At 65.2% G+C, this 13913-nt stretch carries 17 protein-coding genes; 2 read left to right on the plus strand and 15 right to left on the minus strand.

Going from position 1 to position 13913, the window contains the following annotated elements:
• Window positions 1-2: 2 nt before the first annotated feature.
• The 5 genes from WBP07_RS15790 to WBP07_RS15810 form a co-directional block, all read right to left on the minus strand.
• Window positions 3-392, minus strand: coding sequence for a (2Fe-2S) ferredoxin domain-containing protein (locus tag WBP07_RS15790; protein WP_395392490.1), 390 nt, complete (start codon window positions 390-392; stop codon window positions 3-5).
• On the minus strand, window positions 389-820 hold the full coding sequence (locus tag WBP07_RS15795; protein ID WP_395392491.1) for an acyl-CoA thioesterase: 432 nt from the start codon (window positions 818-820) through the stop codon (window positions 389-391). Before WBP07_RS15795 ends, WBP07_RS15790 begins: the two co-directional genes overlap by 4 nt.
• Before the next feature lie 62 nt (window positions 821-882).
• Window positions 883-1326: a DUF2497 domain-containing protein gene (locus WBP07_RS15800; RefSeq protein WP_395392493.1), complete on the minus strand. Its 444-nt coding sequence runs from the start codon at window positions 1324-1326 to the stop codon at window positions 883-885.
• An 83-nt stretch (window positions 1327-1409) separates the two neighbouring features.
• Complete coding sequence (locus WBP07_RS15805) at window positions 1410-2858, minus strand: TolC family outer membrane protein (RefSeq protein ID WP_395392495.1); 1449 nt, start codon at window positions 2856-2858, stop codon at window positions 1410-1412.
• A gap of 2 nt (window positions 2859-2860) precedes the next feature.
• A complete protein-coding gene (locus WBP07_RS15810; protein ID WP_395392497.1) occupies window positions 2861-3454 on the minus strand; it encodes a protein-L-isoaspartate O-methyltransferase in 594 nt (197 codons plus the stop codon).
• Window positions 3455-3881: 427 nt separating this feature from the next.
• Here WBP07_RS15810 and WBP07_RS15815 point away from each other — a divergent pair, with 427 nt between their 5' ends.
• Window positions 3882-5405: a fumarate hydratase gene (locus WBP07_RS15815; RefSeq protein ID WP_395392499.1), complete on the plus strand. Its 1524-nt coding sequence runs from the start codon at window positions 3882-3884 to the stop codon at window positions 5403-5405.
• Window positions 5406-5629: 224 nt separating this feature from the next.
• Here WBP07_RS15815 and WBP07_RS15820 read toward each other — a convergent pair whose 3' ends face one another.
• From WBP07_RS15820 to WBP07_RS15865, 10 genes are all read right to left on the minus strand, one after another.
• Complete coding sequence (locus WBP07_RS15820; protein WP_395392501.1) at window positions 5630-5998, minus strand: HesB/IscA family protein; 369 nt, start codon at window positions 5996-5998, stop codon at window positions 5630-5632.
• Window positions 5995-6504 (minus strand): GNAT family N-acetyltransferase, encoded by a 510-nt coding sequence (locus WBP07_RS15825; RefSeq protein WP_395392503.1) that lies wholly within the window; start codon window positions 6502-6504, stop codon window positions 5995-5997. The genes WBP07_RS15820 and WBP07_RS15825 overlap by 4 nt, the downstream gene beginning before the upstream one ends.
• Complete coding sequence (locus WBP07_RS15830; RefSeq protein ID WP_395392504.1) at window positions 6504-6983, minus strand: SUF system Fe-S cluster assembly protein; 480 nt, start codon at window positions 6981-6983, stop codon at window positions 6504-6506. The genes WBP07_RS15825 and WBP07_RS15830 overlap by 1 nt, the downstream gene beginning before the upstream one ends.
• A complete protein-coding gene (locus WBP07_RS15835) occupies window positions 6980-8179 on the minus strand; it encodes an aminotransferase class V-fold PLP-dependent enzyme (RefSeq protein ID WP_395392505.1) in 1200 nt (399 codons plus the stop codon). Before WBP07_RS15835 ends, WBP07_RS15830 begins: the two co-directional genes overlap by 4 nt.
• The gene (locus WBP07_RS15840; protein ID WP_395392507.1) at window positions 8176-8913 is read right to left on the minus strand and encodes a SufD family Fe-S cluster assembly protein; all 738 of its coding nucleotides are present in this window, start codon (window positions 8911-8913) and stop codon (window positions 8176-8178) included. Before WBP07_RS15840 ends, WBP07_RS15835 begins: the two co-directional genes overlap by 4 nt.
• The gene (locus tag WBP07_RS15845; RefSeq protein WP_395392509.1) at window positions 8906-9121 is read right to left on the minus strand and encodes a hypothetical protein; all 216 of its coding nucleotides are present in this window, start codon (window positions 9119-9121) and stop codon (window positions 8906-8908) included. The genes WBP07_RS15840 and WBP07_RS15845 overlap by 8 nt, the downstream gene beginning before the upstream one ends.
• Window positions 9118-9861 carry a Fe-S cluster assembly ATPase SufC gene (sufC, locus tag WBP07_RS15850; RefSeq protein ID WP_395395811.1) on the minus strand — a complete coding sequence of 248 codons (744 nt, stop codon included), beginning with the start codon at window positions 9859-9861 and terminating at the stop codon, window positions 9118-9120. The genes WBP07_RS15845 and sufC overlap by 4 nt, the downstream gene beginning before the upstream one ends.
• 2 nt (window positions 9862-9863) lie before the next feature.
• A complete protein-coding gene (locus tag WBP07_RS15855; protein ID WP_395392511.1) occupies window positions 9864-10358 on the minus strand; it encodes an endonuclease domain-containing protein in 495 nt (164 codons plus the stop codon).
• A gap of 108 nt (window positions 10359-10466) precedes the next feature.
• The gene (gene sufB, locus WBP07_RS15860; RefSeq protein ID WP_395392512.1) at window positions 10467-11987 is read right to left on the minus strand and encodes a Fe-S cluster assembly protein SufB; all 1521 of its coding nucleotides are present in this window, start codon (window positions 11985-11987) and stop codon (window positions 10467-10469) included.
• Entirely contained in the window at window positions 11988-12437 is a 450-nt protein-coding gene (locus WBP07_RS15865) for an RrF2 family transcriptional regulator (protein ID WP_395329644.1), read from the minus strand. It lies immediately after the preceding gene.
• Window positions 12438-12833: 396 nt separating this feature from the next.
• On the opposite strand from WBP07_RS15865, the gene WBP07_RS15870 reads away from it, so the two are divergent.
• Window positions 12834-13892 (plus strand): quinone-dependent dihydroorotate dehydrogenase, encoded by a 1059-nt coding sequence (locus WBP07_RS15870; protein ID WP_395395812.1) that lies wholly within the window; start codon window positions 12834-12836, stop codon window positions 13890-13892.
• Window positions 13893-13913: the final 21 nt, after the last annotated feature.

Genomic DNA, 13913 nt, shown 5'->3' on the forward strand with positions numbered 1-13913 from the left:
GCTCAATCGGCCTTGGGATGAAGCCGGAATTCCTCCACCGGCTCGCCGCCGATCAGGTGCTGCTGGATGATCTGTTCCAGCACATCCTCGTTGCAGGAATGATACCAGACCCCGTCCGGCCAGACGACCGCGACCGGCCCGGCGAAACAGATGCGCAGGCAATCCGCCTTGGTGCGGGCGACTCCACCGCCATTTTCACGCTTGGGGCCATCCAAGCCCAGCTGTTTCAGCCGCTTCTTGAGGTACTTCCACGCTGCCGCGCCCTTTTCGGGAGAGCAGCATTCGCCCTTCTGCGGCTCCGCGCAGATGAAGATGTGGCGCTGGATGGCATCGCCGCCGGCCTTGGCAAGCGCTTCAGCCGCCTGTTCGATCTCGCGGGTGGAAGCGGTCATGCGCGCAGTGCCCATTGGGCCGCGCGGGCGCGATAGCTTTCGGGGAGGACGGCCGGGCCTTCGGGGCCGACCATGACGATCACCGTGCGTGCGAAGACCACCGGCTGGCCGTTCTGGGTCACCACCTGAACCAGTTGCTGGCTGCTGCGGCCCAGATGCTCGACCGCGCCGTGCAACGTCAGCGTGTCGGGATAGTGCGTCTCACCCAGATATTCGATCGAGATGCTGGCCACCATCGTTGCCAAGCCGCGAAACTCGTCGGGCTCGCTGGCGGCGCGATAGAAACGCACGCGCGCGTCTTCCAACATGCCGGCAATGGCGACGTTGTTGATGTGGTGGTTGAGATCGAGGTCGCTGAAGCGCGGTTCGATGTCACAGGAAAACGGGTAGCGCGCAGGATCGAGCAGCGCGGGATCGGGTCTTGGCATGGCCCAGAGTTAGGAAGCCGGGGGGCCGAGGTCCAGTGCGAACTCCGGTTCGGCCAGGCCGATCAGATCTTCTTGCCGACGATCCGGGCAATCTCCGCCGCGACAAGGCGTTCGACCATCGGCGGCAGGTTCTTGTCCAGCCATTCGGCCAGTGCGGGGCGCAGCAGTTCGCGAGTCAGCCCTTCCAGCGAGGTTTCGCCGGAACGGACGATCTGCGGCGGCACGCCTGGTTCAGACAGCATGGCGAGCGCGGCCAGCGATTCGCGCATCGAATCGCGGGCGCCATCGTCCAGCAGTCCGGGTTCGCTACCGGTCAGTTCGATGTCGTCATCCAGCTCGGCAGCCTCAGGCAGTTCGAGCACGTCGTCCTCGAACACTGCCGTACGCACCGGTTCTCCGGCACGGCGGGCGCGTTCGGTGCGGGCAGCGGCGCGATTGTCGCGCGCGATGACCTGCTTGATCGACTGGAGAATCTCCTCGACCGAGGGTTCGCCGTTCTGACGCATTGCAACTGTCCCCGTCTCGCCCTGCCGGAAAGCCCGGTAAAAGCGCGCCCGCCATCTTTCCCCGAATCAGGGTTAAGAGATGGTTACTCCCCGCGAATCTCGCCGTCCTGCACCGGTGTGTCAACGGTGCGGGTGGATTTCGCCACAGGTGCCGGATCGTTGTCCCAGTCGAAAATCTTGCCCTTCACCCGGTCGTAATTGACCTGCGGATCGTAGAGCACGCCGCCGTCCAGGTTGAGATCGCGTGCCTCCGCACGGCCCATCGCTGCCAGCAGGGTGAAGCCGGCGACATAGGCGTTGCGCTGGGCCGTCACCAGATCCACCTGCGCGTTCAGCAGTTCCTGCTCGGCGTTGAGGATGTCCAGGATAGTGCGGTTGCCCACCGAGTTCTCCGCCCGCACGCCCTCAAGGCTGAGCGCGGCGGCATCGACGGCGGTCTTCGAAGAGACGATCAGGTCGTTCGAGGCGACCCAGGCGGTGTAGGCGGAGCGGACCTGCGCGATCACGCTGCGTTCGGTGGCGATCTCCTGCTCCAGCGTGGCCGAGGCCGTCGCCTGCGCCTGACGGCGCTGCGCGGCGGGCAATCCGCCCTGGAACAGCGGGATAGACACCGAGGCGCCGGCCGTGACCGTGTGGTTGTGTTCGTAGCCGGTGATCTGCCTGTCGGCCGAACCGAGATAGTCGGTATAGCCGCCGTTCGAGAACAGGCTGACGCGCGGCAGGCGGCCGGCGCCGGCCACGTCGATGTCCTTTTCCGCCGCCTTGCTGCGCTGGCGGGCGGCCAGCACATCGGGATTGGAATCGAGAGCGACGGTGGTCGCCTCTTCCGGATTGGTTGGTAGATTCGGCAGCGGCGGCGGCGTTTCCAGGCTTTCGGGCGCCTTGCCGACAAGCCGGATATAGGTTTCGCGCGCGGCGGCCAGGTTCGCCTCGGCACTGCGCAGATCGCCGGTCGCCACGGCAAGGCGCGATTGCGACTGCGCGACGTCGGTGCGGGTCAGTTCGCCGATCTGGAAGCGGTCGCTGGTGGCCTGAAGGTTCACCTTCAGCACGTTCACGTTCTTGATGTTCAGGCCGACGATCGCCTCGGCCCGGATCACGTCCATGTAGGCGCCGACGACTTGCGAGAACAGCGAGCTTTCCGAACCGCGCAGCGAGGCTTGGCCTGCTTCCACGCGGATCTTGGCGGCGGCCACGCTGTTGCGCACCGCGCCGCCCGAATAGATCGGCACGCCCAGATCGACACCGGCCGACAGAATCCGGGTCGGCTGGATGTCCTTGGCCGCGCCGGCATCGACGTATTTGGTGATGGAGCCATCGGCCGCCAGATTGGGCAGGCCGGAGGAACGGGCGATGGGAACGCCCTCGTCAGTGGCGCGCTGCTGGGCGCGCGCCGCTTCAAGCGTGGGGTTGGTCTGATAGGCCAGGACAAGCGCGTCGCGGAGGGTGTCGGCCAGTGCCGGAGCGCTGGCCGTCGCCAAAATCAGACATCCCCCCGTGAGTAGCCCGGCACGCAACGCGAACCGGGCCATGCTCAGAAGCTCCAGCGTTTGGGAGCGGCAAGCTCCGGCAGAACCGGAATCCCGATTTCGGCGAGCGGAAGCAGTGCCAGCATGCCGGCGGTCTTGCGGCCGGTGGCCAGGCGCGGAACGTTGCGCACGACCAGGCCGGTGACCACGCGGCCACCTTCGGCCAGCGTCGCGGTCAGCGCGGCAGGCAGTTCCTCGATCGCGCCGTCGATGACGAGCAGGGTGTGCTCACCCTTGGCGACATCCTTGGCGGCAGCCGGATCCACCACGTCGAGCGAGCCGACCAGCGGACGCAGCAGCGCGGCAAGGTAGCCGTTGGCGTCGCCCACGAGCAGGGCCTTGTCTTCCTTGGTGGGCTCGGCTTCGGCCAGCATCTTGCCCTGCACCAGCGGGGCGGCGAGCTGACGGCCGTTTTCCAGCGTGATCGCACGGTCGATATAAGCGGCATCGCGCATGGCGGCGGGCACGAAATCCTCACGGGCGATGCCGGCCATGGCTTCGAGCACCCACGGCTCGTTGACGCCGCTGGTGCGCAGCTGGCTGACGATCATGGCGTGGCGGGCAACCGCTGCAGCGGACCGATCCTCGGTCAAGGTCATTTGGGTCCCATTCCTCATGCTGTTGCGGGCACAAGTGGGGACGATGACGCCCCTACCCCCGCAAAGACGGACTAGATGGCGGCCTTCTAGGCCAAGCCGCGAATGAGGCCAAGCCATTTGCAATACCTTGGTCGATCTATCGCGACGTTTGGACGATGGCACAGGCACTTGCATAGAGCGATTGCGATTTTCGACGCGTTTTGCGTCGAAAATGCGCTTTCTTGGCGTGCGAACGCGCCTTAAGCCCGATCGAAAGCGGCACCGGCCTTACGCCCCCACCCGACCACCCACGAGCGTATCTTGATGGGTGGTCGGGTGGGGGCGTGGGCAGGTGCCGCATAAATGCGCGCTTGCGCGCATTTTCAAAGAGGCTCAAGGAGCCCGCAAAATCACGTGAACCGACAGGAAAACCGGGAGCGCTCTTTCCATGGCCGAAATGGTGACGATCCGCGAAGACGACCTCATTGAGAGTGTTGCCGACGCCCTCCAGTACATCAGCTACTTCCACCCGATGGACTACATCCGCGCGCTGGGCGACGCCTATGAGGCGGAGCAAGGCCCCGCCGCCAAGGACGCCATCGCCCAGATCCTGACCAACAGCCGCATGTGCGCGGAAGGGCATCGCCCGATCTGCCAGGACACCGGCATCGTCAACGTCTTCATCGAATGGGGCCAGAACTGCCGCCTCGAATCCGAGAAGTCGCTGCAGGAAGTGGTCGATGAAGGCGTGCGCCGCGCCTACAACAATGCCGAGAACAAGCTGCGCGCTTCCGTTCTCGCCGACCCCGCCTTCACCCGCCGCAACACCAAGGACAACACGCCTTCGGTGCTTTCGGTCAGCATGGTTCCGGGATCGAAGGTCTCGGTGGACGTCGCTGCCAAGGGCGGCGGCTCGGAAAACAAGTCGAAGTTCAAGATGATGAATCCCAGCGATTCCATCGTCGACTGGGTGATCGAGATGCTGCCCCAGATGGGCGCCGGCTGGTGCCCGCCGGGCATGCTGGGCATCGGCATCGGTGGCACAGCCGAGCACTGCGTCAAGCTTGCCAAGCAGAGCCTGATGGAGCCGATCGACATGGCCCAGCTCAAGCAGCGCGGCCCGCAGAACGATATCGAGGCGCTGCGCATCGAGATTTTCGACAAGGTGAACGCGCTCGGCATCGGCGCGCAGGGCCTTGGCGGCCTTGCCACCATCCTGGACGTGAAGATCATGGACTGGCCGTGCCACGCCGCCGGCAAGCCGGTTGCGATGATCCCGAACTGCGCCGCCACCCGCCATGCGCACTTCACGCTGGACGGTTCGGGCCCCAGCTTCCTGGAAACGCCGAATCTCGACGATTGGCCGAAGGTGGAATGGACGCCCGACGCCGGCGCCATCCGCGTCGACCTCGACACCCTCACCCCCGAGATCGTGCAGAGCTGGAAGCAGGGCGACCGCCTGCTGCTGAACGGCAAGATGCTCACCGGCCGCGACGCCGCGCACAAGCGTATCTCCGATATGCTGGCCAAGGGCGAGGAACTGCCGGTCGATTTCAAGGGTCGCGTGATCTACTACGTCGGCCCGGTTGACCCGGTTCGCGAGGAAGTCGTCGGCCCCGCCGGCCCGACCACCGCGACCCGCATGGACAAGTTCTCCGACACCATGCTCGACCTTGGCCTGCTGGCCAGCATCGGCAAGTCGGAACGCGGCCCCGCCGCCACCGAGTCCATCGCCAAGCACAAGTCGGCCTATCTGATGGCCGTCGGCGGCGCCGCCTACCTCGTCGCCCGCGCGATCAAGGAAGCCAAGGTCGTCGGCTTTGCGGACCTGGGCATGGAGGCGATCTACGAATTCACCGTCAAGGACATGCCGGTGACCGTAGCGGTCGATTCCGAAGGCAAGAACGTCCACCAGCTCGCGCCGTTGGTGTGGAAGGAAAAGATCGCCAAGGAGCACCTGCTTCCGGCCTGATCCTTTCTCGGGATTTGAAAACGACGAAGGGGCCGATCCCAAGGCGGGATCGGCCCCTTTGTTTTACCTAAGAGGGAAATTGTCCTCCCCGTACCGGGGAGGTGGCAGTCGCGAAGCGACTGACGGAGGGGATTCGCGGCCTAACGCGAGCTTGCGTGGCGCTGAGATTCCCCTCCACCAACCTTCGGGCGGTCCCCCTCCCCGTTCCGGGGAGGACAGAGAACTTAAACCGTAAAGCTTTCGCCGCAGCCGCACGAACCCTTGGCATTCGGGTTGGCGAATACGAATCCGGCGGTGAAATCGTCTTCCACCCAGTCCATGGTGCTGCCGATCAGATAGAGCACCGAGGCACCGTCGATGTAGAACAGGCCACCGGGAGTCTCGATCTTCTCGTCGAAGGGCTTTTCCTCGCTGACGTAGTCCACCGAATAAGCAAGGCCCGAGCACCCCCGGCGCGGCGTGGAAAGGCGCACGCCAATAGTGCCTTCGGGCGCTTCGCTCATCAACTTGGCGATGCGGGCTTCGGCATTGGCGGTGAGGATCACGGCGGCCGGACGCTGGCGCGCAGGCTTGGCTTCAGTCGTCGTCGTCATAACTTCTTTTCCCAGAACAGCGCAGTGCCCGCCTGCGGGTCCAACGCATAGTCTCCGTACCCGAGCGAGGCGTAGAGGCCCTTGGCCGTGGCATTACCGCTCAGCACTTCGAGCGTGATCTTGCAGGCGCCGCGCGCGCGGGCCTCGGCCTCGACCGCCAGCATCAGCGCTTTGCCCACACCGCGCCCACGTGCCTCGGGCAGCACGGCCATGTCGTGGATGTTCACCAGCGGCCGCGCGGCGAAAGTCGAGAATCCGGTGATGCAGTTCGCCAGGCCGAGGGCTTCGTCGCCATCAAAGGCCAGCAGCGAGAATGCGCCCTGATGCGCGGCGAGGCCGGGCACCAGCCGCTCGCGCACGTCGTCCGAAAGCGCCTTGCCCCCACCCATCGGATCGCGCGCATAGCTGTCGAGCAGCGCGACCACGCGCGCGGCATCGGCCGCGTCGGTATAGTCGGCCAGGCGAACAGTGATTCCGGCGGTAATGGTAGGGGCAAGCGTCGCCATCAGAGCATGCCCAGTTCGAGCTTTGCCTCGTCGGACATCTTGGCCATGTCCCATGGCGGATCCCAGACGAGGTTGACCTCGGCATCGCGTACGCCCGGCACGGCCGAGACACGCATCTCGACTTCGCCGGGCATCGATTCCGCCACCGGGCAATGCGGCGTGGTCAGCGTCATCGTCACCGCGACCGAAGCCTCGGGCGAGACTTCGACGCCGTAGATCAGGCCGAGGTCGTAGATGTTGACGGGAATCTCGGGGTCGAAGATTTCCTTCAGCGCGTCGATCACGCCGTCGTAGATCGATCCGCCGGGCTGGCCGGGATCGATATCCTGCGGCTTTTCGGCAAGGAATCCGTCGAGATAGTCGCGCTTGCGTTCGACCGGCTGTTCGACAGGCACGGGCACATCCTCGACGCGCGCGCGCGGTGCGGGCGTTACCGAATCGACTTCCTCGACGGTGAAACTGGGCTTCTGGTCACTCATCCAAAAATTCTCCGGGTGCGCTCGATACCCTTCATGAGCGCCTCGATATCGCTGTCGTCGCTGTAGAGGCCGAAGCTGGCGCGGGCCGTGGCGGGAACGCCAAGGTGGTCCATCAGCGGCTGCGCGCAGTGGTGTCCGGCGCGGATCGCGACGCCCTCTTCATCCAATATGGTGCCGAGGTCGTGCGGATGCACCCCATCCATCGCGAAAGAGACGATTCCGACAGAATCCGCCGGGCCGAACAGGGTGACGTCATTCCGCCTGGCCAGTTCGGCGCGCAGCTTCGCGGCCAGATCGCGTTCGTGCTGTTCGGCGCGCTGGAGGCCCTGCGCGGTCAGCCAGTCGATCGCGGCGCCAAGGCCCAGAGCCTCGACGATCATCGGCGTGCCCGCCTCGAAACGCTGCGGCGCGGGGGCGTAGGTGGTTTTCTCGAAGGTGACGCGGTCGATCATCGAACCGCCGCCCTGCCACGGGGGCATCGCATCGAGCAGAGCCTTCTTCGCCCAAAGCGCGCCGATCCCGGTGGGGCCGTAGAGCTTGTGCGCGGAAAAGACGTAGAAATCGCAGCCCATCGCCGAAACGTCGAGGGCGATGCGCGGTGCCGCCTGGCAGCCGTCGATCAGCAGCTTCGCGCCCACCGCATGGGCCAGCTTCGCGGCATGTTCCACGTGGAGCACTGAGCCCAGCACGTTGGAAACATGCGCCAGCGCCACCAGCTTGTGCGCGGGGGTGAGGATACGCTCGGCCGCTTCCAGGTCGATTTGACCGTCTTCGGTCAGCGGGCAGACGTCGATTTCAACGCCGGTACGGTCACGCAGCAACTGCCACGGCACGATGTTGGAGTGGTGCTCCAACGTCGAGAGCAGGATGCGGTCGCCGGCCTTCAGGTTTTCGACGCCCCAGGTCTGCGCGACGAGGTTGATCGCCTCGGTCGCGCCGCGGGTGAAGACGATCTCGTCCTCATGCCCGCCCAGGAACGTGGCGACCTTGCGGCGCGCGGCTTCGAAGGCCAGCGTCATCTCGGCCGAGCGGGCATAGACGCCGCGATGCACGGTCGCATAATCGCGGCCCAGCGCATTGACGGTGGCGTCGATCACCGCCTGCGGCTTCTGCGAAGTCGCGGCGGTGTCGAGGTAGTGCCAGTCGCCCGCAAGCCCCGGGAACTGGTCCTTGAGGACAAGCGTATCGGTGCTCACAGGATCGCCTCCAAGCGTGCCAAAGCGGCTTCGTTCAGCGCTTCTTCGCCGGGTGCGCCAGTGAAGGCTTCGGCGACGAAGGCCTGGAGCATCAGGCGCTTGGCTTCGGGCGGAGTCAGGCCGCGGCTCATCAGGTAGAACAGGCCGTTGGCGTCGAGTTCGCCCACCGCGCAGCCATGCGCCGCCTTGACGTCATCGGCGTAGATTTCCAGCTCAGGCCGGGCATTGGCCGTGGCCGTGCGGTCCAGCAGCATGGCGCGGACCGACTGTTCGGCATCGGTGCCGTCCGCCCCGCGCTCGACGCCGATGCAGCCGAGGTAGGAGCCGACCGAATGGCCCGCCAGCACCGTGCGCACGATCTGCGCAGAGGTGGCGTTCTTCTCGGCGTGGACCACCTTGGTGACCACTTCCAACGTCTCGCTACCGGTGGCGAGCTGCGCCGCACCCAGCGTGAAGTCGGCGCCCTCGCCCAGTCGCACGTCCACGGCCACGCGGCCGTAGGCGGGGCCGGAAGACAGCACGCGAAGGTCGAACTTCGCGCGCGCGCCCAGCGTGATCACCAGATGGCGGGCGACCGCAGCCGTGCCGTCCTCGACGATCTGGAGCGATTCCTCGGAATCGGCAGCGACAACGATTTCTTCACGCGCGACCGGCCAGAGGCCCGCCAGCGCGTCGAGGTCGGAATAGCGGAAGTCCTCATCCTTGCGGGTGGGGAGCGTAAGGGTGTCAGTCATTGGCCGCTCTCCCCAGGAAGGCGCCGGGCAGGCCGGCCAGCCAGCGCTCACCGTTCAGCGAATGGGCATCGACCGAGAATCCCTGTGGATGCTTGGCGGACCGGGCGATGGCCGACGCGGCCTCCGCTTCCGAGCCATAGACGCCGACCAGTTCGCCGTCCTCGGTCTCGGGATCGTCCTCGTGCCAGAGAAGGTAGACCATGGTCATGCGACGACGGCCTCGTAGCCTTCTTCCTCCAGCTGGAGGGCGAGTTCGGGGCCGCCCGACTTGACGATCCGGCCGGCGGCCAGAACGTGGACGAAGTCCGGCTTCACGTAATCCAGCAGGCGCTGGTAGTGGGTGATCAGCAGCACGGCCTTGTCCGGCGCGCGCATGATCGAATTGATCCCCTCGCCGCAGATGCGCAGCGCGTCGATGTCGAGGCCGGAGTCGGTCTCGTCCAGGATCGCCAGGCGCGGGTCGAGGATGCCCATCTGCACCATCTCGGCGCGCTTCTTCTCACCGCCGGAAAAGCCGACGTTCACCGGGCGCTTCAGCATGTCCATGTCCATGCGCAGCAGGCCCGCCTTCTCGCGCGCCAGCTTCAGGAATTCGCCGCCCGACAGCGGTTCCTCGCCCCGGCCCTTGCGCTGGGCATTGGCCGATTCGCGCAGGAACTGGACGAAGGAGACACCGGGAATCTCGACCGGATACTGGAAGCCCAGGAACAGCCCTGCAGCCGCACGCTCATGCGGTTCCAGTTCGAGCAGGTCCTGGCCCAGGAAGTCTACCGATCCGCCGGTCACTTCATAGCCCGGACGGCCGCCGAGCGTGTAGCCCAGCGTCGACTTGCCCGCGCCGTTCGGCCCCATGATCGCGTGAATCTCGCCTGGATTGATCGTCAGCGAGAGACCCTTGAGGATCGGCTTGTCGGCAACATTGGCCTGAAGGTTATCGATCTTGAGCATGGTCATCCTTCGGCTCCCTCGTCGAAACGCGGGGCGGCAGTGGTCCCGGCCTTCCGGCGCGCGGAGCGCTTGTCGAACGGCACGTTGAGTTCGGTGGTGATCTCGCGCACGACGCTTTCGATGCGTTCGAGCACTTCGTCTTCGGAGAAGCGCAGCACGCGAATGCCCACTTCGGTAAGCTTGCGGTCCTGAAGCTCGTTGACGTCCGGGTTGGAGTCTTCGGGGCTGAGCTGCACGACGATCCAGCGCGAGGGGCAGGCGAAGTCCACGATCGCCGAGCCGACCACCGACTGGCGGATGAACTTCACGCCGCCCAGCTTGGAACCGGACAGTTCCGCCCAGAGCGCCTTCTGCGCATCGCTGGGATTGCGGCGCGCTTCTTTCGCGCGCTCCTTGAGTGTTTCCAGGCGCGCGCCGGTCACGTTGAAGCTGGCCTTGGCGTCGGCCTTCGGCGCGGCGGCTTTGCTGATGCCGAGGGTCTTACGGGCGGCGGTCATGGATTCGTCCTTCGTGTCTTTTGTCTTTGTCGCCCTGAACGCGTTTTACGGTCCAACTGGCCTTGGGCACCGTGCTTGCAGGGGAAAGGGGAGCGGGAATGGCGGATGTCACCCCACCGAGCCTTCCAGCGAGATGCCCAGCAGCTTCTGCGCTTCGACGGCGAACTCCATCGGCAGTTGCTGAAGCACTTCCTTGGCGAAGCCGTTGACGATCAGCGCGACCGCCTGCTCGGTGTCGAGCCCGCGCTGCATGGCGTAGAACAGCTGGTCGTCGCTGATCTTGCTGGTGGTCGCCTCATGCTCGATCTGGGCGCTGGGATTGCGCACCTCGATATACGGCACGGTGTGGGCGCCGCATTCCTTGCCCAGCAGCAGCGAATCGCACTGGGTGAAGTTGCGCACGCCTTCGGCATTGGCTGCCACGCGGACGAGGCCGCGATAGGTGTTGTTGCTCTTACCGGCCGAGATGCCCTTGGAGATGATCGTGGAGCGGCTGCCTTTGCCGTTGTGGATCATCTTGGTGCCGGTATCGGCCTGCTGGAAATTGTTGGTGACGGCCACCGAGTAGAACTCGCCCACCGAATCCTCGCCATTGAGGACGCAGCTGGGGTACTTCCAGGTGATGGCGGAGCCGGTTTCCACCTGCGTCCAAGAGATCTTGGAGCGGGCGCCCTGGCACAGGCCGCGCTTGGTCACGAAGTTGTAGATGCCGCCCTTGCCCTCGGCATTGCCGGGGTACCAGTTCTGCACGGTGGAGTACTTGATCTCGGCATCTTCCAGCGCGACCAGTTCGACCACGGCGGCGTGAAGCTGGTTTTCATCGCGCATCGGCGCGGTGCAGCCTTCCAGGTACGAGACGTAGCTGCCCTTCTCGGCAATGATCAGGGTGCGTTCGAACTGGCCGGTGTTCTCCGCATTGATGCGGAAATAGGTGGAGAGCTCCATCGGGCAGCGCACGCCCTCGGGAATGTAGACGAAGGTGCCGTCCGAGAAGACCGCGCAGTTCAGCGCGGCGAAGTAGTTGTCCTGCACGGGCACGACCTTGCCCAGCCACTTCTTCACCAGTTCCGGATATTCGCGGATCGCCTCGGAGATCGAGCGGAAGATCACGCCTGCCTGCTCCAGCTCCTTGCGGAAGGTGGTGGCGACCGAGACCGAATCGAACACCGCATCCACGGCCACCTTGCGCGCGCCTTCGACGCCGGCGAGCACTTTCTGCTCTTCCAGCGGAATGCCCAGCTTCTCGTAGACCTTCAGGATTTCGGGATCGACTTCGTCCAGGCTGGACAGCGAAGGCTTCTTCTTGGGCGCGGCCCAATAGTAGGCTTCCTGATAGTCGATCGGCGGCACGTTCAGCTTCGCCCAGTCCGGCATCGGCATGTCCAGCCAGCGGCGATAGGCCTTCAGGCGCCATTCCAGCATCCACTCCGGCTCTTCCTTCTTGGCGGAGATGAAGCGGACGGTGTCTTCGGACAGGCCCTTGGGTCCATATTCCTGCTCGATATCGGCGACCCAGCCGTGCTCGTACTCCGCCACGCGGGCAGCCGCGTCACGCGCGGCCTGATCGCGCAGTTCGGGCGCATCTTGGCCCAAGGCCGAGCTCAGTGCCGGAGCGGTTTCTTCAGTCATTCAAACTTCCTCGACGAGCTGGGTCAGGGCCACTTGCGCCAGAGCGCCGCGCAGTGCCGCATTAACCTGCGGCCAGTGCGGGCGGACCTGGCAGCCCCCCTCGATCTGGCATTCGGGCTTGTCCGGAGACTTGCCCTTTTCTAGGCAGGCGGTGAGCGCGATGGGCCCTTCGACTGCCTCGACGATATCCGCAACCGAAATCGTGTCGGGCGAGCGGGCCAGCTTCAACCCGCCGCCCACGCCGCGCGAAGAACGCAGCAGGCCAGCGGCGGTCAGCTTGCTCACCAGCTTCTGCACGGTGGGCGCGGGAAGCCGCGTTTCCTCGGCCAGTTGCGCGGCCGAGACTCGCCCATGCTTCGAATCACCCGCGACGAGCGGGCATCCGCCGCAGTGCCGGGCGGCAGCAGACATGATGACGACGGCATAGTCCGCCATGCTCGATAAACGCATCGGTAGAGGCTTTCGGGACCCGCAGCTTAAAGTGGATCAATTTCTTCCGATTTGCCACGTAGTGCAGGAAGGCTGCGGTTTCAATGGAGTTTCAACAGGATTTGCGGGCTTCGCCGGTTAACGCTGTTGCAACCCTCTCCACAACGGAGGAAAAATAACCCGAAATAAACCAAAAAAAGGCGGCCCCCAGCGAACTGGGAACCGCCCTTAAGGTAATAAAGAACTCGTGCGCATCCCGCTACGAGCCCTTCGGGTCGCAAATCCCGTGTAGGGAAGGGGCCGGGCGATTTATTGTATAATTGCGACACGGCGTGTCGCAGATCGCACTGTCGTCCGTGTTTCCGTCGCTTTGGCGGGCTGGCAAAGAAGCATTTGAGCCGCAGGGCGTACGCGTTTATGCGCGCGGACGTGATCTACTCCCTGCTCAAACCCGCCCTGTTCCGACTCGATGCCGAATCGGCACACGGCCTCGCCCTCGCTGGCCTCAAGCTGGCCGGTTCCACGCGCGCGCCGGCCTTTCCCGCCAGCCTGTCCACGCAAGTGGGCGGAATCGCCTTCCCCAATCCGGTGGGCATGGCGGCAGGCTTCGACAAGGACGGCGAAGTGCCCGACGCCCTGCTGGGCCTGGGCTTCGGCTTTGCCGAGGTGGGCTCGATCACCCCCCTGCCCCAGTCCGGCAATCCCAAGCCGCGCCTGTTCCGGCTGGTGGAAGACCGCGCGGTGATCAACCGCATGGGATTCAACAATCACGGGGCCGAAGCAGCGCTGGCGCGCCTGTCGGCACGTCAGGACCGTCCGGGCGTGCTGGGCATCAACATCGGTGCCAACAAGGATTCGACTGACCGGGTTGCCGATTACGCGACGATGGCGCGGCTGATGGCCCCGCTGGCCACGTATTTGGCGGTGAACATCTCCAGCCCCAACACCCCCGGCCTGCGCGCGCTGCAGGACGAATCGGCGCTGACCGGCCTGCTGGACGCGGTGATAGAGGCGCGGGACGCGGCCTGCGGCGACGATCGCCGGCCGCCGGTGTTCCTAAAGGTCGCGCCCGATCTGGAGCCGGCGGATGTCGACGCGATTGCCCGCATCGCCATCGATCGCCGGCTTGGCGCGTTGATCGTGTCCAACACCACGATTTCGCGCCCAGCGCTGGCATCCCAGCACGCGGGCGAGTCCGGCGGGCTTTCGGGCGCGCCGCTCAAGGATCTGGCGCTCCAGCGCCTGCGCGATTTCCGCAAGGCCACCGGCGGGGCGATTCCCCTCGTGGGCGTGGGCGGCATCGCCAAGGCGGAAGATGCCTGGGCGCGCATTCGCGCCGGGGCCAGCCTTGTCCAGGTCTATAGCGCCATGGTTTACGAAGGTCCGGGAATCGCCAAAGCCATCTGCAAGGGACTGGAATCGCTGATGAAACGCGATGGATTCACGTCCATCGCCGAAGCTGTGGGCACCGAATAACGCCGCAATCGCGGTTTTCCC

Source organism: Novosphingobium oxfordense (assembly GCF_044029435.1).
Lineage (GTDB): Bacteria > Pseudomonadota > Alphaproteobacteria > Sphingomonadales > Sphingomonadaceae > Novosphingobium.

Coding starts and splice junctions, on each gene's coding strand:
- WBP07_RS15790 (WP_395392490.1), bottom strand. CDS start 392: ATGACCGCTTCCACCCGCGAGATCGAACAGGCGGCTGAAGCGCTTGCC.
- WBP07_RS15795 (WP_395392491.1), bottom strand. CDS start 820: ATGCCAAGACCCGATCCCGCGCTGCTCGATCCTGCGCGCTACCCGTTT.
- WBP07_RS15800 (WP_395392493.1), bottom strand. CDS start 1,326: ATGCGTCAGAACGGCGAACCCTCGGTCGAGGAGATTCTCCAGTCGATC.
- WBP07_RS15805 (WP_395392495.1), bottom strand. CDS start 2,858: ATGGCCCGGTTCGCGTTGCGTGCCGGGCTACTCACGGGGGGATGTCTG.
- WBP07_RS15810 (WP_395392497.1), bottom strand. CDS start 3,454: ATGACCTTGACCGAGGATCGGTCCGCTGCAGCGGTTGCCCGCCACGCC.
- WBP07_RS15815 (WP_395392499.1), top strand. CDS start 3,882: ATGGCCGAAATGGTGACGATCCGCGAAGACGACCTCATTGAGAGTGTT.
- WBP07_RS15820 (WP_395392501.1), bottom strand. CDS start 5,998: ATGACGACGACGACTGAAGCCAAGCCTGCGCGCCAGCGTCCGGCCGCC.
- WBP07_RS15825 (WP_395392503.1), bottom strand. CDS start 6,504: ATGGCGACGCTTGCCCCTACCATTACCGCCGGAATCACTGTTCGCCTG.
- WBP07_RS15830 (WP_395392504.1), bottom strand. CDS start 6,983: ATGAGTGACCAGAAGCCCAGTTTCACCGTCGAGGAAGTCGATTCGGTA.
- WBP07_RS15840 (WP_395392507.1), bottom strand. CDS start 8,913: ATGACTGACACCCTTACGCTCCCCACCCGCAAGGATGAGGACTTCCGC.
- WBP07_RS15845 (WP_395392509.1), bottom strand. CDS start 9,121: ATGACCATGGTCTACCTTCTCTGGCACGAGGACGATCCCGAGACCGAG.
- sufC (WP_395395811.1), bottom strand. CDS start 9,861: ATGCTCAAGATCGATAACCTTCAGGCCAATGTTGCCGACAAGCCGATC.
- WBP07_RS15855 (WP_395392511.1), bottom strand. CDS start 10,358: ATGACCGCCGCCCGTAAGACCCTCGGCATCAGCAAAGCCGCCGCGCCG.
- sufB (WP_395392512.1), bottom strand. CDS start 11,987: ATGACTGAAGAAACCGCTCCGGCACTGAGCTCGGCCTTGGGCCAAGAT.
- WBP07_RS15865 (WP_395329644.1), bottom strand. CDS start 12,437: ATGCGTTTATCGAGCATGGCGGACTATGCCGTCGTCATCATGTCTGCT.
- WBP07_RS15870 (WP_395395812.1), top strand. CDS start 12,834: ATGCGCGCGGACGTGATCTACTCCCTGCTCAAACCCGCCCTGTTCCGA.